The sequence below is a fragment of the Streptomyces sp. SID14515 genome (genome assembly GCF_010548505.1).
In the GTDB taxonomy this organism is placed as follows: Bacteria; Actinomycetota; Actinomycetes; order Streptomycetales; family Streptomycetaceae; genus Streptomyces; species Streptomyces caviscabies.
Genome location: NZ_JAAGMH010000018.1, coordinates 1 through 21902, shown reverse-complemented (window position 1 = coordinate 21902; position 21902 = coordinate 1). Strand labels below are relative to the sequence as shown.

General features: G+C 67.6%; 7 protein-coding genes. All 7 read left to right on the top strand.

The annotated features are described in order from the left end of the window. Positions 1–3: 3 nt before the first annotated feature. Positions 4–7116, top strand: coding sequence for a type I polyketide synthase (locus tag G3I54_RS03160; RefSeq protein WP_343240262.1), 7113 nt, complete (start codon positions 4–6; stop codon positions 7114–7116). Beyond that, positions 7117–16926 (top strand): type I polyketide synthase, encoded by a 9810-nt coding sequence (locus G3I54_RS03155; protein ID WP_164610838.1) that lies wholly within the window; start codon positions 7117–7119, stop codon positions 16924–16926. A 31-nt stretch (positions 16927–16957) separates the two neighbouring features. Continuing rightward, positions 16958–17803: an arylamine N-acetyltransferase gene (locus G3I54_RS03150; protein WP_164610836.1), complete on the top strand. Its 846-nt coding sequence runs from the start codon at positions 16958–16960 to the stop codon at positions 17801–17803. A gap of 282 nt (positions 17804–18085) precedes the next feature. Next, positions 18086–19291, top strand: coding sequence for a cytochrome P450 (locus G3I54_RS03145; RefSeq protein WP_164610834.1), 1206 nt, complete (start codon positions 18086–18088; stop codon positions 19289–19291). An 11-nt stretch (positions 19292–19302) separates the two neighbouring features. Next, entirely contained in the window at positions 19303–19503 is a 201-nt protein-coding gene (locus G3I54_RS03140; RefSeq protein ID WP_343240261.1) for a ferredoxin, read from the top strand. After that, complete coding sequence (locus tag G3I54_RS03135) at positions 19500–20477, top strand: hypothetical protein (protein WP_164610832.1); 978 nt, start codon at positions 19500–19502, stop codon at positions 20475–20477. The genes G3I54_RS03140 and G3I54_RS03135 overlap by 4 nt, the downstream gene beginning before the upstream one ends. Positions 20478–20522: 45 nt before the next feature. Then, positions 20523–21902, top strand: a 1380-nt coding sequence (locus tag G3I54_RS03130; RefSeq protein WP_343240260.1) for a beta-ketoacyl synthase N-terminal-like domain-containing protein, incomplete at its 3' end; no start/stop codon positions are given.

Here is a 21902-nt window from a genome sequence, read left to right as displayed (position 1 = left end):
CGGGTGGATGTGGTGCAGCCGGCGTTGTGGGCGGTGATGGTGTCGTTGGCTGAGGTGTGGCGGTCGTGTGGTGTGGTGCCTGGTGCGGTGGTGGGGCATTCGCAGGGGGAGATCGCGGCTGCGTGTGTGGCGGGTGTGTTGTCTTTGGAGGATGCGGCGCGTGTGGTGGCGTTGCGTAGTGGGTTGATCGGGAGGCGGTTGGCGGGTTCGGGGGGGATGGTTTCGGTTGGTGCTGGGTTGGTTGAGGTGGAGGGGTTGGTTGGTCGTTGGCCTGGGCGGTTGTCGGTTGCGGCGGTGAATGGTCCTGGGTCGGTGGTGGTGTCGGGGGATGTTGCTGCGTTGGAGGAGTTGCTCGGTGTGTGTGAGGCCGAGCGGGTTCGGGTGCGGCGGGTGTCTGTGGATTATGCGTCGCATTCTTCGCAGGTGGAGGCGCTTGAGTCGGAGCTGCTGGAGTTGCTCGGCACGATCACACCTCGGCCCGCGCAGATCCCGTTCTGGTCGACTGTGACCGGAGCCCCACTGGACACAACCGAGTTGAACAGCGCGTACTGGTACCAGAATCTTCGCCGCACTGTGCAATTCGAGCCTGTCGTACGCGGCCTGGTGGAGGCAGGACACACCGCGTTCATCGAGGCCAGCGCCCATCCGGTCACGATGGGGGGCATTGAGGAATGTCTCGCCGAAGGCGGCGCCGAAGGTGTGGTGACCGGCACGCTGCGTCGTGGCAAGGGCGACACGGCCCAGTTCATGAGGGCATTGGCGACGCTGGACGTGCACGGACTCGAGCCGGACTGGAAAGCTGTCTTCGGCCGGTCGAACCAGCATCGGGCTGTTCCGCCGACGTATCCCTTCCGACGGCAGAGGTTCTGGCCGGAGCGGGTCGAATCAGAGCCCCGCGTCCGCACCGTGACCGACGACTGGCGCTACCGGGTGGCGTGGCAGCCGTTCGCCCCCTCGGCCGTGCCGGAGCAAGGCGGCACCTGGCTGATGGTCGTACCGGCGCGGATAGCCGACGACCAGGAGGTCGAGACCTTGCGGTCCGCCTTGTCCGCGCAGGGCCGCGAAGTGCTGCCGCTCGTGCTCGACGAGATGGACCCGCAGCGGGTACGCGAACATGCGGCCTGTGCCGCGGGCGTGCTGTCGCTGCTCACGTGGGATGAGCACCCCGACGTGGATCACCCGTCAGTACCTCACGGCTACAAGCTCACTGTGTCGCTGATTCAGGCACTCGATGACCTCGAGGTTCCGTTGTGGTGCGTGACCCGAGACGCGATGAGAGTGGCGGACGCGGACTTGGTCGGCAACCCGGGGCAGGCGCTCGTGTGGGGTCTCGCCCGGGTCATGGGGCTGGAACATCCGGAACGCTGGGGAGGTGTGATCGACCTGCCCGCCGTCGTGGACGACAGGACGGCCCGGTTGTTCAGCAGCACCCTCGGCAAGACCGGAGAAGAGGACCAGTGGGCGGTGCGGCCCGCCGGAGTCTTCGTCCGCCGGATGGTGCGGGCCGCCCCGTACGCCGCTCAGCCGGAATGGCAGGCCGGCGGAACGGTTCTGGTCACCGGCGGCACCGGGGCACTGGGCGTCCAGGTCGCCCGATGGCTGGCTGAGAACGGCGCCGAACACTTGGTGCTCACCAGTCGCAGCGGAGAACTGGCCGCCGGAGCGGCCGAGGCGATGGCCGAGATCAACGAACTCGGTGCGCAGGTGACCATCGAGGCATGTGACGTCGCCGACCGGGATGCGCTGGCCGGTCTCCTCGCTTCGATCTCCGGTGAACTGACGGCAGTGGTGCACGCCGCGGGTGTCCTCGATGATGGGATGATCAATAGTCTGACGGCAGAGCAGCTGGACCGCGCGCTGCGGGCCAAGATGCTGGCCGCGAAGAACCTTCACGAGCTCACCCGTGATCTTGACCTGTCGGCGTTCGTCCTGTTCTCCTCTGCCGGGGCCACCGCAGGCGCTCCCGGACAGGGCAACTACGCACCGGGGAATGCCTTCCTCGACGCATTGGCACAGCACCGTCATGCCCTCGGACTTCCCGCGACGTCGGTGGCATGGGGAGCCTGGGAGGGCTCGGGGATGGCCGCAGGCGCAGTCAAGGATCTGCTCCGGCGACACGGTGTTCCCGCGATCGCCCCTGACCTGGCGCTCACCGCGTTGCGGCAGGCGATGGACGAGGCGCAGCCACTGCTGCTGGTCGCCGACATCGAATGGGCCCGGTACCACGTGGCCTTCACCGCCGTCCGGCCCAGCCCGATGTTCGATGAGATCCCCCAAGTGAGACAGCTCCGGCAGACAGAGCCATCGGCATCGGTCGAGGCTGGGCCCGCTCTGCGACAACAGGTGGCCGGGTTGTCCGAGGCGGAACGAGAGCAGCTGCTGCTGGATCTGGTCCGTGCGCACGCGGCCGTCGTTCTCGGGCACGCCGCACCCACCGCGGTGGCGGCCGACCGGGCCTTCCGCGATTTGGGTCTCGACTCGGTGACCGCGGTCGAACTGCGGAACCGATTGAACATCGCCACCGGATTGCGTCTGCCCGCGACTTTGGTGTTCGACTTCCCCACATCTGCCGCGCTCGCCGCGCACATCGGCACCGAACTCGACGGCGGTTCGGCCCCGGCAGAGCAGGCGCCGGTTCAGCCCGCTGGCGAGCCGGTGGCCATCGTGGGCATGGCGTGCCGCTATCCCGGTGGGGTGACTTCGCCTGAGGACCTGTGGCATCTGATGTCCACGGAGGGGGACGCCATCTCGGCATTCCCCACCGATCGTGGCTGGCGCACCGAGGGCAGGGGCGGGTTCCTGTACGACGCCGGAGATTTCGATGCGGGCTTCTTCGGCATCTCGCCACGGGAAGCGGTGGCGATGGACCCGCAACAGAGGCTGCTGCTGGAGACGTCCTGGGAAGCGCTTGAACGGGCCGGGATAGCACCGGCTTCGTTGCGGGGAAGCCGCACCGGGGTCTTCGCCGGCATTGCCGGCAGCGACTACAGCACCGTGTTCCACGGAGCGTCCCCGGACAGCGGTGGCTATCTGATGACGGGCAATGCGCCCAGTGTGGTGTCCGGGCGGATCGCCTACTCGCTGGGTCTTGAGGGTCCGGCGATGACGGTGGATACGGCGTGTTCGTCGTCGTTGGTGGCGCTGCATCTGGCCGCGCAGTCGCTGCGTAACGGTGAGTGCACCCTCGCCCTGGCCGGCGGGGTCACTGTGATGGCCAGTCCGGTGACCTTCGCTGAGTTCTCCCAGCAGGGTGGACTGTCCGGGGACGGCCGGTGTAAGGCGTTTGCTGATGCGGCTGATGGCACTGGTATGGCCGAGGGTGTTGGGTTGTTGGTGTTGGAGCGGTTGTCGGATGCGGAGCGTCTTGGGCATCGTGTGCTGGCGGTGGTGCGGGGGAGTGCGGTTAATCAGGATGGTGCGTCGAATGGGTTGACGGCGCCGAATGGTCCTTCGCAGCAGCGGGTGATTCGGCAGGCGTTGGCGAATGCGCGGTTGTCGTCTTCTGATGTGGATGCGGTGGAGGGTCACGGTACGGGTACGACGTTGGGTGATCCGATTGAGGCGCAGGCGTTGTTGGCGACGTATGGGCAGGGGCGTGAGGAGCCGCTGTGGCTTGGGTCGTTGAAGTCGAATCTGGGTCATACGCAGGCTGCTGCTGGTGTGGCTGGTGTGATCAAGATGGTGATGGCGATGCGGCATGGGGTGTTGCCGCGGACGTTGCATGTGGATGAGCCGTCGTCGCATGTGGACTGGTCGGCGGGTGCGGTCGAGTTGTTGACGGAGCAGCGTGCCTGGCCTGAGGTGGGGCGTCCGCGTCGGGCGGGTGTGTCGTCGTTCGGGATCAGCGGAACCAACGCCCACGTCATCCTCGAACAGGTACCGGCGGCGGAACTCGGTCCGTCGGCCGACCCGGGCCCAGTGGTACCCATCGTGCTGTCGGCCCGCACGGACGCGGCCCTGCGGGCCCAGGCGCAACGGCTCTTGGAACTGCCGGATACCGATATTGCCGAGATGGGGTGGTCGTTGGCCACCACTCGGTCCCCGCTCCCGCGCAGAGCCGTCGTCCTCGCGGACAACCGGGACTCCCTCACTCAGGGGCTGGCCGCGCTCGCAGGAGGCGGGCGCGTGGCCAACCTGGTGACCGGGCCGCCGGTGCCCGGACGCCTGGGCGTGCTGTTCACCGGGCAGGGGGCGCAACGCCCTAACATGGGAGCCGAGTTGGCCCTGCACTATCCGGCGTTCTCGCAGGCTCTCGACGAAGTGTGTGCCGAACTGGATCGCCACCTGGATCTACCTCTCAAAGAGGTGCTGTTCGGTGAGACGGAGCTGCTTGACCAGACTGAGTACACACAGCCAGCCCTGTTCGCGCTGGAGGTGGCACTCTTCCGCTTCCTGGACGTGTCCCCGGATTTCGTCGCGGGGCACTCCATCGGAGAGCTGGCCGCGGCGCACATAGCCGGCGTGTTCTCGCTGGCGGATGCGGCCGTTCTGGTGACGGCACGAGGCCGTCTGATGCAGAGGCTGCCGGTGGCCGGGGCGATGGCTTCGGTGCAGGCAACCGAAGCCGAGGTCGCCGACTGGGTGGCTGCCCGCGATTGCCCCCTGGACGTCGCCGTCGTGAACGGCCCCCGTGCGGTCGTGGTGTCCGGCGACGCGCACTTGGTGGAGTCCTGTGCCGAGCACTTCGCCGGGCTGGGTAGGAAGACGAAGCGTCTGCCGGTCAGCCACGCATTCCATTCCTCTCTGATGGAACCGATGCTGGCCGAGTTCGGCCGACTCGCTGAGACCTTGTCGTTCCATCGACCGCGCATACCCGTCATCTCCACCCTCACCGGGGAGGCGGTACCGGCTGAACGGATCGCCGACGGACAGTACTGGGTGGATCAGGTCAGGGGCATGGTGCGTTTCGCCGACGCGGTACGGGCGATGGCCGAGGCGGGGGTGAGCACCTTCCTGGAGGTCGGTCCCGACGCAGTGCTGTCCGCGCTGGGGCCGGACTGTCTGCCCGGTGATACCGACGCGGTCTTCGTACCAGCCCTGCGGTCCCAGCGAGCCGAGCCTGAGACGGTGTTCACCGCTCTGGCCCAGCTCTACCGCGCGGGAGCCACGGTCGACTGGACTTCATTTTACGGAGGGGGTCCAGGTGCCGCGACAGACCTGCCGACGTATCCGTTCCAGCGAGAACGCTACTGGTACCAGCCGGAGCCCACACCCGGCACAGGGGCCGGGGGTGAATGGCGGTACCACGTCACCTGGCAGCCGCTGGCAGGAGAGCGACAGACCCGACTCACGGGGACCTGGCTGGTGGTGACGAGGAGTGCCACCGAAGCCGACGGCATTGTGTCGGCGCTTCGGCGCGCAGGTGCGCAAACCGACGTGCTGTCCGTGGAGCCGGGCGCATTGAAACGGAAGGAACTCGCGGCCCGGTTGGCCGGACTCTCCGGCGAGTTCGCCGGCGTCCTCTCGCTGCCGACCGAGGCCCTGGCGGACACGGTCGCACTACTCCAGGCGCTGGGTGATACAGCGATCCCCGCACCACTGTGGGTGGCGACGCGCGGGGCGGTCGCGGTCGGCGCAGAGGAGCTGCTGCCCAACCCGGAGCAAGCTCAGCTGTGGGGTTTCGGGCGAGTGGCGGCAGTGGAGCATCCTCAGCGTTGGGGTGGATTGATCGACCTGCCTGAGGCAATGGACGATTCGACCGGTGCCCTGCTGGCAGGTGTGCTCGGCGGGCGGGACGACGAAGACCAGGTGGCGATCCGCAACCCTGGACTGTTCGCGCGCCGGCTGGTCCGAATTCAGGAGGCCCCCTCTCCCGACGGCTCGGCGGGATGGCAGGCACATGGCACGGTGTTGATCACCGGTGGAACCGGTGCCCTAGGCGCCCACGTCGCGCGCTGGCTCGCCCGAAGCGGGGTCGAGCACCTGGTGCTGGCCAGCCGCCGCGGGCGCCAGGCGCCAGGCGCACCCGAGCTGGAGGAGGAGCTGACTCAGCTTGGTGTACGGGTCACCCTCGCCGCTTGTGATGCCGCGGACCACGACGCGCTCACGGCTTTGCTGGCGGCGATACCGGCCGAGGTGCCGCTGACCGGGGTGGTGCACGCGGCCGGTGTGCTGGAGAACCTGCCGATCGACCAGCTCACGCCCGAGGCACTGGAGACCTCGCTGCGCTCCAAGACGGTCGCCGCCCGCAACCTTCACCAGCTCACCGCCGACCGGGAACTGGAGCTGTTCGTGCTCTTCTCCTCGGTTTCCGGGATCTGGGGCAGTTCGGGCCAGGCAGCCTACGCCGCCGCGAACGCCTACCTGGACGCGCTCGTCCAGCACCGTCGTGCCGCCGACATGCCGGGCTTGTCCATGGCCTGGGGGCCCTGGGACGGCGGCGGCATGTCCGAGGGCGACGGTGCGGATTGGCTGCGACGCCGCGGATTGGTCCCAATGGCACCGGACCAGGCCGTGGCGGAGCTGGCCGTTGCCCTGGACCGGAGCGAGGCCACAGTGGCCGTCGCTGACATGGACTGGACCCTGTTCGCGCCGTCGTTCACGCTGAACCGCCCCAGCCCGCTGATCCAACACCTTCCCGAGGTGCAGCAGGTCCTGAACGCGGCTCCGGACCCGACCGAGGCATCCGCCTTCACCGGGCTGTCCGGAGCCGAGCGCAGGCACGCCCTGCTTGGGCTGGTGCTGGAGCAGACCGCTTCGGTGCTCGGGTACGGCTCGATGGATACGACGGCGGAGTTGACGTTCCGCGAACTCGGAGTCGACTCGCTGGCAGCGGTGGAAATGCGCAACGCCCTCGCCCGGGCGACCGGGGTGAGTCTGCCACCGACCTTGGTATTCGACTATCCGACGCCCGAGGCGCTGACCGACTACCTCGACACCCAGCTACAGCCCCACACGGCCGGGGCACCACGCCCGGTACTCGACCAGCTCGACCAGCTTGAGCAAACCCTGGCAGAGATCGGGCAGGACGATGCCCTGCGTTCCAAGATCGCCACTCGGCTGCGCGGTCTGACCCTCGCCTGGGACACGGGGCAACCCACCGGGACGCGGGTATCGGAAACCGCCAGCGATGACGAGCTGTTCGACTTCATCAACAGCGAATTCGGGAGAGAATAGATGTCCAACGAAGAGAAGTTGCGTGACTACCTTCGTTGGGTCACGGCTGATCTGCAGAAGACACGCCAGCGCTTGGCCGAGGCTGAGTCTGCTGACCGGGAACCGATTGCGATCGTCGGTATGGCGTGCCAGTTCGCTGGCGGCGTGGATTCACCGGAGGCGCTGTGGCGGCTACTCGAATCCGGCGGAGACGCGATCGGCGGCTTCCCGACCGATCGCGGCTGGAACCTGACCGAGCTTTACGACGCCTCCGGCGACCGGCCCGGCACCTGTTACGTCCGGGAGGGCGGATTCCTGGACCGGGCAGCCGAGTTCGATGCCGAGTTCTTCGGTATCAGCCCGCGGGAAGCCCTGGCCATGGATCCTCAGCAGCGCTTGTTCCTGGAAGCGTCATGGGAGGTCTTCGAACGGGCCCGGATCAACCCGGCCGCAGTACGGGGCCGTGACATAGGCGTCTTCGCAGGCGTGTCCGGGCGTGACTACGGCGGTGACCTGAGCGCAGTCGGGCCGGAGGTGGAAGGCCACGTAGTGACCGGCAACGCGGTGAGCGTGGTGTCCGGCAGGGTCGCCCACACACTCGGTCTCGAGGGCCCGGCGGTCACGGTGGACACCGCGTGCTCATCCTCACTGACCGCACTGCACCTCGCCGTCCAGGCACTCCGCCGCGGTGAGTGTTCAATGGCCTTGGCCGGCGGGGTTGCGGTGATGGCGAGCCCCACCGTTCTCGTGGAGTTCTCTCGCCAGCAGGCGCTCGCCCCCGACGGCCGATGCAAGGCCTTCAGCGCCGACGCCGACGGCACCGGCTGGGGCGAGGGCGTAGCGGTCCTCCTGGTGGAACGGCTTTCGGACGCCCGTCGCAATGGCCACCGTGTGCTGGCGGTGGTCCGCGGCTCGGCAATGAACCAGGACGGGGCGTCGAACGGTCTGACCGCACCCAGCGGCCCCGCCCAGCAGGCGGTGATCCGGCGTGCACTCGTCGATGCGGGGCTGCCCCCCGAGCAGATCGACGTGGTGGAGGCCCACGGCACCGGTACCCGGCTAGGCGACCCCATCGAGGCACAGGCACTGCTCGGCTCCTACGGTCAGGGCCGTCCGGCGGACCGACCGTTGTGGCTTGGATCGGTGAAATCCAACATCGGCCACACCCAGGCCGCCGGCGGCGCGGCAGGCGTCATCAAGATGGTCCTCGCGATCCAGCACGGCATTCTGCCGTCCACGTTGCACGCGTCCGAGCCCACCCCTCACGTCGATTGGTCTTCCGGCTCGGTACGGCTGCTGAGCGGGGCCAGGCCCTGGCCGGAGACCGGCGAGGCGCGCCGGGCAGGAGTGTCGGCATTCGGCATGAGCGGTACCAACGTGCACGTCATCCTGGAATCGGACGACGAGGCCGCACCCGCCCTCCCATCACCGGCCGAAGCCCCGCGCCCTGTCAGCACCACGTTGCTGCCCTGGGTGGTCGGCGCCCGCTCGTCCGCCGCGCTGGAGGAGCAGATCACCGCGGTGCGCAGCCACACAGCGGAGATGAAGCCTGCCGATGTCGCCCGGTCACTGGTCGCGACGCGGGCCCCGCTGGAACACCGGGCAGTGCTGTTCGGCGGCGGCCTGCCCGATGTGACCGGGCAGATCGTGCCCAGTGCCGCTCCTGTCTTCGTCTTCCCAGGGCAAGGAGCGCAGTGGCTCGGCATGGGCAGGGAGCTTCTCGACCACTCACCGGTGTTCGCCGACCGGATCGAGGCGTGCGCCACGGCGCTCGCGCCGTACATCGACTGGTCCCTGGTCGATGTCCTCACCGGTGCCGAAGGTGCGCCGCCCCTGGACCGGGTGGACGTGGTGCAACCAGCCCTGTTCGCGATGATGTTGGGACTGGCCGAAGTGTGGCGTTCCTGCGGGGTGGAACCCGCAGCGGTGCTGGGCCACTCGCAGGGCGAGATCGCCGCGGCGTGTTTCGCCGGGGTGCTCTCTCTCGCCGACGCGGCGCGTGTGGTCGCCCTGCGCAGCAAGGAACTGCTGCGACTGTCCGGGAAGGGCGGCATGGTATCGCTCGCCCTGTCCGAGGACGCCGCTCGCGCGCTGATCGAGCCCTGGAAAGATCAGTTGTCCCTCGCCGCCGTGAACGGTCCTCGATCGGTGGTTGTCTCCGGAGGTCCCCAGAGCCTCGAGGAGTTGCTGGTCCGGTGTGACGCCGAGCAAGTGCGGGCACGCAGGATTCCCGTCGACTATGCGTCGCACTCGTCCCAGGTGGAGGAGCTGGCCCCGGAACTGCGTGCCTGCCTGGCGACCATCACCCCTCGTCCCGCCCAGGTGCCGTTCTGCTCCACCACTGAGCACTCCGGTGAGTTGGATGGTGAGTACTGGTACCAGAACCTGCGGCGGACAGTGCAGTTCGACCGGACCGTCGAGCGACTGCTGCAGCAGCGATACGGTGTCTTCGTGGAGATGAGCCCGCACCCGGTGCTCACCACGGCGATACAGGAAAGGATCGAGGAGAGCCACCACGTGGCGGCGGCCGTCGGCACACTCCGCAGAAATGAGGGTGGGGCGGCGCGCCTGCTGACCTCGCTGGCCGAAGCCTATGTGTCAGGTGCCACCGTCGACTGGTCGGTGCTGCTGCCCACCGGGGCGGAACTCGTGGACCTGCCGGCCTACCGGTTCCAGCGGCAACGCTACTGGCTGGTCGCACAGAAGGAGTACCAGGGCGGCGACCCGGATGAAGCCCACTTCTGGGCTGCGGTGGACTCCGACGACTCGGGCGCGGTGGCCGAGCTGCTGGACACCCCCGCTGATCCGTGGAAACAGGCGCTGCCCGGTCTGTCGCGGTGGCGACGTGGCCTACAGGTGGAATCCGAGCTGGACTCATGGCGGTACCGGGTCGGATGGACGCCGTTGCCCGCTGAGGCCGCGGCGTTGACGGGCACTTGGCTGATCGTGGACTCACGGGAAGGCACTGAACTAGGCGCTCGGATCGAGCGGGAACTGGGCTGCGCGACGGTACGTGTCACGGGCATCCCTTCTGAACAGCTGGTCGAAGTCGGTGAAGTGAGCGGCGTGCTCTCACTGCTGGCGCTGGACGAGCAGCCCGATGCCGAGTACCCCTCGCTTCCGGCAGGACTTGCGGACACATTGCGTCTGATCCAGATCCTGGCCGCGCTGGAGATCGAGGCACCTCTGTGGTGCATGACGCAGGGCGCGGTGACGATCGGACGATCGGACCCCCTGCGCAGCGTGGCCCAGGCAGCGTGCTGGGGCCTGGGCAGAGTGGCGGGGCTCGAACTGCCGCGAACCTGGGGCGGTCTCATCGACCTGCCGTCCCAGCTCGATTCTCGAGCCATGGCCAGACTGGCTGGTGCCCTGGCCGCGTCCGGCGGGGAGGATCAGCTCGCCCTCCGTGCCTCCGGTGTCTTCGGCCGCCGCATGGTCCGGGCCCCACAGCGCGAAGCGGCGCCGCGCCAAGCCTGGGAACCGAGCGGCACTGTCCTGGTCACCGGAGGTACTGGTGCGATCGGCTCACAGACGGCCCGTTGGCTTGCCGGTGCCGGTGCAGATCACCTCGTGCTCACCAGCCGCCGGGGCCGGGAGGCCGATGGGGTGGAGGCGTTGGAGGCTGAACTGGCCGAGGCCGGTTGTGAGGTGACCGTCGCGGCGTGTGACGTGGCCGACCGGGAAGCGCTGGGTCGGCTGCTGGACGCTGTGGGGCCGGTATCCGCTGTCTTCCATACCGCAGGTGTCGGCCAGGCCACCGAACTGCTGCGGACCAGCACCGCCGAACTGGCGGAGGTCGTGGCCGCCAAGGTGGCGGGCGCGGTACACCTGGACCAGCTCCTGCCCGATGCCGAACTGGTGTTGTTCTCTTCGGGGGCAGCGGTGTGGGGTAGCGCCGGGCAGGGCGGTTACGCCGCCGGCAACGCGTTCCTGGACGCTCTTGCCGAAGACCGGCGCCAACGCGGCCGGTCGGCCGTCTCGGTGGCCTGGGGCAGTTGGGCCGGCGGCGGCATGGTCGATGAGGACGCGGACAAGCTGCTGAGCCTGCGCGGAGTGCGGCTGATGCAGCCCGAACGGGCCCTTACCGCTTTGCACCGGGCACTCACGTATGGCGAGACCCAGCTCGCCGTAGCGGATCTGGACTGGTCCCGGTTCGCCCCCACCTTCGCGGCGGCACGTTCCCGGCCGCTGATCTCGGAGATCCCGGAAGCAACGGAAGCCCTGCGAGGCACTGGAACCGGAGTACCTGAGGACAAGGGACGCTCGGCCTTCGCCGCCAAGATCGCCGCCTTGGGTGAGAGCGAGATGCACCGAGCCCTCACCGAGCTGATCCGCACCGAAGCGGCTGCCGTACTGGGCCACGCGGGCCCCGAGGCAATCAGCCCGAACAAGCCGTTCAAAGAACTCGGCTTCGACTCACTCACCGCGGTGGAGCTGCGGAACCGACTCGGTGGCGCTTTGGGACTGCGGCTGCCCGCCACGCTTGTATTCGACTACCCGACCCATGGCGCACTGGCCCGGTACCTGGCGTCCGACCTGACCGGGAGTGCCGACTCTCCGGCAGGGGAGGGGACGGCGGCCGCAGCGCTCGACGAACCGGTGGCCATTATCGGCATGGCCTGCCGCTATCCCGGACAGGTGCGCACTCCGGAGGACCTGTGGCGGCTGTCCAGGGACGGCATCGACGCGGTGGGTGAGTTCCCCGCGGATCGGGGCTGGGACCTTGACGCGATCTACGACCCGGTCCGGGGCGGTCGGGACGGCACAACGTACACCCGTAATGGGGCGTTTCTCGAGGACGCGGCGGATTTTGATGCCGACTTCTTCGGGATCAGTCCACGCGAGGCAGCGGCCATGGATCCCCAGCAGAGACTGCTGCTGGAAGCCTCGTGGGAGGTGCTGGAGCGGGCCGGCATTGATCCGCACGCGGTGCGTGGCAGTGACACCGGCGTCTTCGCCGGCGTCTCGGGCAGCGACTACTCTGACCGCATCCGCAGCGCTCCCGGCGGAGTGGAAGGCTACCTGGGCATCGGCAACGCCGTCAGCGTGGCGTCGGGGCGGATCGCCTACACGCTGGGTCTCGAAGGTCCGGCGATGACGGTCGACACTGCGTGTTCCTCCTCGCTGGTAGCCATGCACCTGGCAGCACAGGCATTGCGTAACGGCGAGTGCTCGCTCGCGTTGGCCGGTGGAGTGACGGTTCTGGCGACCCCGAAGGCATTCGTGGAGTTCGCGCGACAGGGCGGACTGGCAGTGGATGGTCGGTGTAAGGCGTTCGCTGATGCGGCTGATGGTACGGGGTGGGGTGAGGGTGTCGGCCTGGTGCTGTTGGAGCGGTTGTCGGATGCGGAGCGTCTTGGGCATCGTGTGCTGGCGGTGGTGCGGGGGAGTGCGGTTAATCAGGATGGTGCGTCGAATGGGCTGACGGCGCCGAATGGTCCTTCGCAGCAGCGGGTGATTCGGCAGGCGTTGGCGAATGCGCGGTTGTCGTCTTCTGATGTGGATGCGGTCGAGGCGCACGGTACGGGTACGACGCTGGGTGATCCGATTGAGGCGCAGGCGTTGCTGGCGACGTACGGGCAGGGGCGTGAGACGCCGCTGTGGCTGGGCTCGCTGAAATCCAACATCGGCCACACGGCCGCCGCGGCGGGTGTGGCTGGTGTGATCAAGATGGTGATGGCGATGCGGCATGGGGTGTTGCCGCGGACGTTGCATGTGGATGAGCCGTCCACACAAGTGGACTGGTCGGCCGGTGCCGTCGAGCTGCTCACCGAGCAGCGTGCCTGGCCCGAAGCGGAGCGTCCCCGCAGAGCGGGTGTGTCGGCATTCGGAATGAGCGGAACCAACGCCCATGTGATCCTGGAGCAGAGTCCGGAACCCGCACCGGTCGAGGAGCCGTCGGCGCCACGTGTGACACCCTTCGTTCTCTCCGCGCGCCGAATGGGTGAACTCCAGGAGCAGGCACGTAGGTTGGACGGTCTCGTCGCCGGGAACCCCGATCTGCGGGTGGCGGACCTGGCGCATGCGCTGGCCACGACCAGAGCCGCGCTGGAGCACCGGGCCGTGGTGGTTGCCACGAACCGCGAGACATTGCGGGAGGCGCTCGGTGCCGTGGCCGACGGGCGCCAAGGCGCAGGCGTAGTCACGGGTGCCACCGCCGAGGGCGCCCTGGCGTTCCTGTTCGGCGGCCAGGGGGCCCAGCGGGTCGGCATGGGCCGAGAGCTGTACGAGCAGTTCGACGTCTTCGCGGCGGCACTTGACGAGGTGTGTGCCGGGATGGCCGCGCATCTGGACCGGCCACTGCACGACGTCCTCTTCACCGACACCGAACTGGTGCACCAGACCGGGTATACCCAGGCGGCGCTGTTCGCCGTGGAGGTGGCACTATTCCGACTGGTCGAGTCCTGGGGAATCAAGCCGGACATCCTCATGGGCCATTCCATCGGCGAAGTCACCGCGGCCCACCTCGCCGGAGTGTGGTCACTGCCCGACGCATGTGCCGTGGTAGCCGCACGGGGCCGTCTGATGCAGGCACTTCCCGAGGGCGGGGCCATGGTGGCGATCCGGGCAGCAGAGGCCGAGGTACTGCCGCTGCTCGACGACCGGGTGTCGCTGGCGGCCGTCAACGGCCCGGACTCGGTGGTGGTCGCCGGCCACGAAGAATCAGTTCTCGCGGTCGCCGCGCAGTTCACCGAGACCAAGCGGCTCCGGGTGAGCCATGCGTTCCACTCGGCGCTGATGGAGCCCATGCTGTCTGAGTTCGAGCGGGTGCTGACCGCAGTGGACTTCGCGGCCCCGCGGGTTCCCGTGGTGTCCAACGTGACAGGAAAGGTGGCCACGGCGGAGGAGCTGTGCACGCCCGCCTACTGGCTGCGGCATGTGCGACAGACGGTACGGTTCAGCGACGGCCTGGCGACACTGGCAGCGAATGGTGTCAGCCGGTACCTGGAACTGGGGCCCGACGCCACGCTCAGCCCACTGGTTCCAGAGGCGGTGCCGGTGCTCCGCAAGGGGCGGCCCGAACGGGACACCGTGGTCGCGGCCGTCGCCGCTCTGCATGTGAGGGGCGTGGCGGTGGACTGGCCCGCGTACTTCGGTGTGCGCCGCGGCCCATGGGTTGACCTGCCGACATACCCGTTCCAGCGGGAGCGCTACTGGCTGGCCGAGACCACGACCGGGCATCCACTGCTTGGGCTGCCGGTGCCACTGGCCGGATCGGACGGAACGGTCTTCACGGGCCGGGTGTCCCTGCGCACCCATCCGTGGCTCGCCGACCATGCGATCATGGGCACGCCTTTGCTGCCCGGCACAGCGTTCGTGGAGATGGCGCTGCACGCGGGCCAGCAGGTGGGTTGCCCACTGCTGGAGGATCTGGTCCTCGCCGAGCCACTGGCTCTCGCCGAGCGGAGCACCGTCGAACTCCATGTGGCGGTGGGGGAGCGGGACCGGAGCGGACGGCGCACCGTGACGGTGTTCTCCCGCCCCGGGGCAGCGGTGGACGGCGACTGGCGCGAGCATGCCTCCGGCACACTCGCGCCCGGATCGTCCGAACCCGCGACGGACTTGTCCATGTGGCCGCCGAGCGGAGCGGTACGGCTCGCCACCGAAGACTTCTACGCCGGCGCGGGACAGAGCGCGTTCGGCTACGGGCCCGCGTTCCAGGGCTTGAGTGCCGCCTGGCAGCGTGGTGACGAGGTTTTCGCGGAAGTGCGGCCCGATTCCCAAGTAGCTCTCGATGCAGGCCGGTTCGGCCTGCATCCGGCGCTGTTCGACGCTGCTCTGCACGGAATCGGAGTGGGTTCCTTTCTGCCGGACGATGCCGCGCCGAGGCTTCCGTTCGCCTGGAGCGGCGTTGCCCTGGACCAGCCCGGCACGGGTGCGCTCCGGGCCCGGATCGCACCGGCTGGGCAGGGATCGGTCTCGGTGGAGATCGCGGACGAGGTGGGGCGTCCTGTCGCAAGGGTCGCTTCGCTGACCCTGCGGGAGCCGTCGGGCGGGCAACTGAAGCCTATGCGTAGCAGCCAGTCCCTGTTCGGGCTCGACTGGGTCGGCTTGGAGGCCGGGCCTGAGAGGGGCGCACCGGATGGTGTCGTGGTCCTGGACGAATCCCAGCACAGCCTGCGCTCCCTTGCGCAGGGGGCCGAGTCGCTTCCCGAACTCGTGCTGGCGCACCTGCCGGCCGGTCGCTGCGCGACGGATACCACTAGCCATGCGATGGCGCTGGTCCAGCAATGGCTGGCCGAGGATCGGTTTCGGTCGTCACGGTTGGTGCTTGTCACCCAAGGCGCGGTCAGTACAGGTCCGGGCGACCCCGTACGCGACCCGGCCGGTGCGGCGGTATGGGGATTGATCCGATCCGCCCAGAGTGAGAATCCGGGCCAGTTTCTGCTGGTCGATGCGGACGACACGGCTACCGTGCAGGCAGCCGTCATCGCAGGTATCGCCGCGGACGAGCCGCAACTGGCGGTGCGGCAAGGGAAAGTGCGAGTACCGCGACTGGTCCGGGCCGATCCGCCCGAGGGGAGGTCACTCCGGTTCGTTCCGGGCGGAACGGCCCTGATCACCGGCGGAACCGGGAGCCTCGGTGCCATGGTGGCCCGGCATCTGGTCACCGCACATGATGTGCGGAACTTGGTCTTGACCAGTCGGCGTGGCCCCGCTGCCCACGGAGCGCAGGCGCTGGTGGACGACCTGACGGGACTGGGCGCTGAGGTCCGGGTCGTCGCATGCGACGTGAGCGATCGGGCGGCGTTGGGCCGACTCGTCAGGGAGATCCCTCGATTGCGTGCAGTGGTCCACACCGCGGGGGTGCTGGATGACGGTCTGCTGGCCGGACTGACCCCGGAGCGGATCGCCTCCGTGCTGGCGCCGAAGGCGACAGGGGCATCCCATCTGGACGAGCTGACCGCCGATCTGGATCTGACCGCGTTCGTGTTGTTCTCCTCGCTGGCGGGCACCCTCGGCGCGGCGGGGCAGGGAAACTACGCGGCGGCCAACGCCTTCGTGGACGCTCTGGCACAGCAGCGGCAGGCGCGCGGCTTGCCGGCGACTTCGGTCGTCTGGGGCCCGTGGCAACAGGAAAGCGGAATGATCGGAGGACTGGCCGACGCGGATCTGCGCCGTATGGCACGGTCCGGTCTTGAGCCTCTGTCACCCGCACAAGGCATGGACCTGCTGGACTCAGCCCTTTGCAGCGATCGGGCCGTACTGGTGGCGGCCCATCTCGATCCGGCCATGATGAAGACGCCGATCCTTCGCGCGCTCACCCCTCGCCGGTCTCGGTCACGGGTCACCGAGGGCGCCTCGACGGCATCGCCCGCTGCGCTGCCCGAGCGGATCAGAGCGCTGCCGGTCACCGAACGCACGGAGGCTCTGCTTGAGCTTGTACGAACCCAGGCAGCGACAGCCATCGGGCACACCTCTGCGGCCGCGATCGGGCCGGATCGGGCGTTCAAGGAGCTGGGGTTCGACTCGCTGGCAGCCGTGGAACTGCGCAACCGGCTGGCCGAGGCGGTCGGCCTGCGGCTTCCCGCCACCCTCGTCTTCGACCAGCCCACGCCACATGCCATGGCCCAGTATCTGCTCAGCTGCCTGACGGAGGCGGAGCCGAGCGAGGCCGCCCACGCCCTGGTGGACATCAACGACCTGGAATTGCGCCTGCTCGGCATGAGCGCCACTACACCGGAGCGGTCAGCGATCGCGACCAGGCTGCGAGTGCTCCTCACCAAGCTGGATGCGGAGGCGGGAGCAGAGCATGACGAGGACGACGAACTCGGCGCGGTGTCGCCGGACGATCTGCTCCGGCTCATCGACAGCGAGTTCGGGTCCTGACCAGCAAACCAGACCGATGAAAGAGGATCATATGGTGACTACTGCTCACAACGCGTCGGAGTGGGGCATCGAGAAGGTGGATGTGCCCGCGTACCTGGACCGCATCGGATATACCGGGCCGACCGACCCCACCCTGGAGACACTCACAGGTCTTCAGCGGGCGCACATGCTGTCGATGCCGTTCGAGAATCTGGACATCCTCTTCGGGGATGGGATTTCGCTCGATCTCGAGTCGATTCAGGACAAGATGGTCAATCGAGGCAGGGGCGGCTACTGCCACGAGCACAACCTGCTGTTCGCCGCGGTGCTTGAGCGGATCGGCTTCACACTGACCCGTCTTCTGTGCCGGATCCGACTGGGCAGCACCGATGTCCAGTCCCGCTCCCATTCGGTACTGATCGTGGAACTGGGCGAGCGGCGCTACCTGTCCGACGCCGGGTACGGCTGCCTCGGCCCGCTCGAACCGATCGAGATAGCCGACGGCACCGTCTCCCTCCAGGACGGTTGGGAGTACCGGATCAAGCGGGAGGGGGCGGTAACCGTCCTGCAGATGCTGAACAACGGTTCCTGGATCGATTCACTGGGATTCGACACCACGCTCTTCCACCCCGTCGACTTCCAGATGGCCAACTATCTCTCGAGTACCTATCCCAGGTCGCCTATGGTGACGGGATTCTTTGCCCAGCGGGTGGTTTCCACTGAGGCGGGCCCGGTGCGCAAGGCGCTTTTCGGTACGAATATTCAGGACTTCACCACCGAGGGAATCGCGGATCAGCGTGCCTTGTCGACGAAGGCCGAAATGGTCTCGGCGCTGAGGGACGTGATCGGCATCCGCCTCACCGACGAGGAGATAAAGAAGATCGAAGTAATTGATTGATCCCGGTCCATGCCAGGGCGACCGGTCTGGGCGGCTTGAGCGGGCGATAGGGGGCCGGTCGGCGGCGGTGCTTCGCTGTTGCCGTCCGACCTTCTGAAAGTGGCCCTCACCAGCATGTATGTGATGGGCCGACCCTTCGCGTAAGGGTACCGGTAATCCTGGATTAGGGGTCACTTGGGGGCAGCTAGGGGTGGCCGGACGGGAGCCCCTCATCGGTAGTTTATGAATCTGTGCTCCTGGGTCGGCTGTGCCTGCTCAGTTAAAGTAAAGAAGGGGAAGTAGATGGCTGGCGATGTGGAGAATGGCACCCTTGAGTTTCCGATACGCCGCGGATGCCCGTTTAAGCCCCCGGTCGAGTACGACGTCTTTCGCGAAAGTGAAGCGCCGGCCCAGGTGCGTCTGTACAACGGAAAGCCGGCTTGGGTAATCACCCGTTTTGCCGATGCGCGGGCGGTACTGGGGGACGAGAGGTTCAGCTCCGACATCACCAACCCCGGGTACCCGATCTTCGCTGAGGCGCTGGAACCCATGCGGCGCACCCCCACTCTGGTCACCATGGACGCACCGGACCACACGCGGCTTCGGCGTCTGGTGATCAGCGAATTCACCATGCGGCGGATGAATACGCTCCGCCCGCAGATCCAGGAGGTCGCGGACCGCCTTGTCGACCGAATGCTCCAACTGGAACAGCCGGTCAACCTGGCCGAGGCCTACTCGTTCCCGCTGGCCGGCGGTGTCATCGGCAGCCTGCTCGGTCTTTCCCTGGACACGATCGAGGGATTCATGTCCGATGCCCGCAAGGCGACCGTGGTCCGTGACCTGCAGGAGTTCGTCCGTATCCAGCGTGGACTCCGCGAGTTCATCCTCGCCGGGATCGAGGAGAGGGAACGGACACCGATCGATGACGTACTGAGCAACATCGTGGCCAAGTACAAGGCGACCGGTGCCGAGAGCTATGACGAGCTCGTCACGCTGATCCTGGTGATCACGGGAGCCGGATATGGCCCGACCGCCTCGATGATCTCCACCGGTGTGATGGCCCTGCTGGAACACCCGGACCAGCTGGAGATCCTGCGAGCCAACCCGTCCCTGTTCCCGGACGCGGTCGAGGAGACCCTGCGCTTCGTCAGCGTTTCCGACCTCTCCTCCATGCGCGTGGCAACCGAGGACGTCGAAATCGGAGGGCAGCTGATCCGAGCCGGTGACGGGGTGGTCGTGCCGAACGGGGGCGCGAACCACGACCCCTCGGCCTTCAGTGACCCGGCTGCCCTCGACGTACGCAGGCAGGAGGCTCGCCAGCACCTTGCGTTCGGGCACGGCATACACCAGTGTCTGGGCGGCAATCTGACCCGCATCGAGCTGGAGATCGCCTACCGAACGCTGTTCACCCGGATTCCCACCCTCCGACTGGCGGTACCCGCCAGTGAGATCGACTCGCCGGAAAAGGCGCAGCTGCCCGAGATTCACCATCTGCCTGTCGCCTGGTAGGCGGAGCAGACGTGCGGATCTCGGTGAATCGCGATCTCTGTATCGGCTCGGGCAATTGCGCCCGAATGGCGCCGGAAATCTTCGACCAGGACGACAACGGACTGGTCACGCTGCTGGTCACCGACCCTGGGGCAGCCTACGCCAGGGTGCGCCAAGCCAGCACCATCTGCCCGGTCGGGGCAGTGAACCTGTCGCAGAGGGAGTCGGCGTGACGGTCAGCTTCATTGTCGGGGGAGGGGTGGCCTTCGAGCCTCCCGGCCTGGCCCTGTACGAGCGGTATCCACTGATGCGCGACTGGTGCGATCAGGTCGTGCGGTGGTCCGGACTCACCCTGGAACAACTGTGCACCGAGGATCTCACGCCGTATGTCTACGGCGACGACGACTCGGCCCAACCCGAACTGCGGCACATCGCCCAAGCACGACAAGCGATGCTTGCGCTCGGCATCGCTGACGTACTCGCGGAACAGGGCATTCGGCCGGATCTGCTGGGCGGATCCAGCCTCGGCTGGACAATCTGCGCCTGCCTGGCCGGCGCGATCAGCCGCGAAGACCTCTTCGGCATGATCGATTTCAAGAGTCGGCAACCCATGTCCCGCCCGGATGAACCCGCTCTCGGTCTCGCCGTCGCCATCATCGCCGCAGACGCCGACATGGACTGGTACTGCGGCCCGCACCGCCCCGGCGTGCACTTCGCCTCGGACGTGGGCGGCCAGTTCGCCGACGGCAAGTACCAGATGGTCATGTTCTCGGGCTACGTGGACGCGCTGCGGAAACTGGCTGCCGAGGCACCGGACGGCCAGCTGAACGTGCTGACCGTGCTGGGCGGCGGGCACAGCCCCCTGCAGCAGTACTACGCCGATCTTGTCCAGCCTCATCTGGACAAGATCGCCTTTCACGACCCCCAGGTCCCGGTGGCCTCCGCGCTGACCGAAAACCTCGTCGTCACGACGGCGGAGGGCGTCCGGGCGGAGTGCACCACCAACCTCGTGAACCCCGTGTACCTGCGCTACGTCAAGAAGAGTCTGGCCGACCGAGGCACCGAGCTGGCGCTTCTGCTCGGCGCCGGTGTTCCGGTCGGCCTCTTCGCATGGCCCTACCCAACCCTGGGTGTCTCCTCACCGGAGGAGATCGAGCAGGCGGCGTCAGCGGTCTACGACATGGGAATTGAACTGAAGTTCACCTGACGCCCTCACCAACACCTGGGGCGGTCAACACAGAGAAGGCGTCACGTGGCAGACGAAGCAGAGCTGGTCGAGTACCTCCGGCGGATGACGGGCGACCTCCGAAAGGCGCACCGCCGGATCCAGGATCTGGAGGCGGCCGACACCGAGCCGATCGCGATTGTGGGCATGGCCTGCCGCTATCCGGCCGGTATCGCTTCCCCGGAACAGCTCTGGCGCCTTCTCGCCGAAGGGCGGGACGTGATCGGGCGTTTCCCCGACAACCGCGGGTGGGATCTCGACGCCCTGTACGACCCGGATCCCGACAAGCCGGGGTCATCGTATGTCCGCGTGGGCGGCTTCCTGCATGACGCAGGGGGATTCGACGCCGAGTTCTTCGGGATCTCGCCCAGGGAAGCGCTCGCGATGGACCCACAGCAGCGCTTGCTGCTGGAGGCCTCGTGGGAGGCTTTCGAACGGGCGGGTATCGACCCGAAGTCTCTGCGGGGCAGCCGTACCGGCGTGTTCGCCGGCGTGATGTACCACGACTACGCGGCACGTCGAGCCGTGATGCCGGAAGAGATCGAGGGGTATCTCAGCACCGGCGTGGCCGGCAGCGTCGCCTCGGGGCGGATCGCCTACACGCTGGGTCTCGAAGGTCCGGCGGTAACGGTGGATACGGCGTGCTCGTCGTCGCTGGTAGGCCTCCATCTGGCCGCGCAGTCGCTGCGCAGCGGTGAGTGCACCCTCGCGCTCGCCGGCGGGGTAACCGTGATGTCCACCCCCACCACGTTCGTGGAACTGTCCCGGCAGCGGGGTCTGGCGGTGGATGGTCGGTGTAAGGCGTTTGCTGATGCGGCTGATGGTACGGGGTGGGGTGAGGGTGTTGGGTTGTTGGTGTTGGAGCGGTTGTCGGATGCGGAGCGTCTTGGGCATCGTGTGCTGGCGGTGGTGCGGGGGAGTGCGGTTAATCAGGATGGTGCGTCGAATGGGTTGACGGCGCCGAATGGTCCTTCGCAGCAGCGGGTGATTCGGCAGGCGTTGGCGAATGCGCGGTTGTCGTCTTCTGATGTGGATGCGGTGGAGGGTCACGGTACGGGTACGACGTTGGGTGATCCGATTGAGGCGCAGGCGTTGTTGGCGACGTATGGGCAGGGGCGTGAGGAGCCGCTGTGGCTTGGGTCGTTGAAGTCGAATCTGGGTCATACGCAGGCTGCTGCTGGTGTGGCTGGTGTGATCAAGATGGTGATGGCGATGCGGCATGGGGTGTTGCCGCGGACGTTGCATGTGGATGAGCCGTCGTCGCATGTGGACTGGTCGGCGGGTGCGGTCGAGTTGTTGACGGAGCAGCGTGCCTGGCCTGAGGTGGGGCGTCCGCGTCGGGCGGGTGTGTCGTCGTTCGGGATCAGTGGGACGAACGCGCACGTGATTCTGGAGCAGGCGCCTGAG

Excerpts from the sequence above, each read along its gene's own strand:
- G3I54_RS03155 (WP_164610838.1), top strand. The coding sequence starts at position 7,117 with ATGTCCAACGAAGAGAAGTTGCGTGACTACCTTCGTTGGGTCACGGCT.
- G3I54_RS03150 (WP_164610836.1), top strand. The coding sequence starts at position 16,958 with ATGGTGACTACTGCTCACAACGCGTCGGAGTGGGGCATCGAGAAGGTG.
- G3I54_RS03145 (WP_164610834.1), top strand. The coding sequence starts at position 18,086 with ATGGCTGGCGATGTGGAGAATGGCACCCTTGAGTTTCCGATACGCCGC.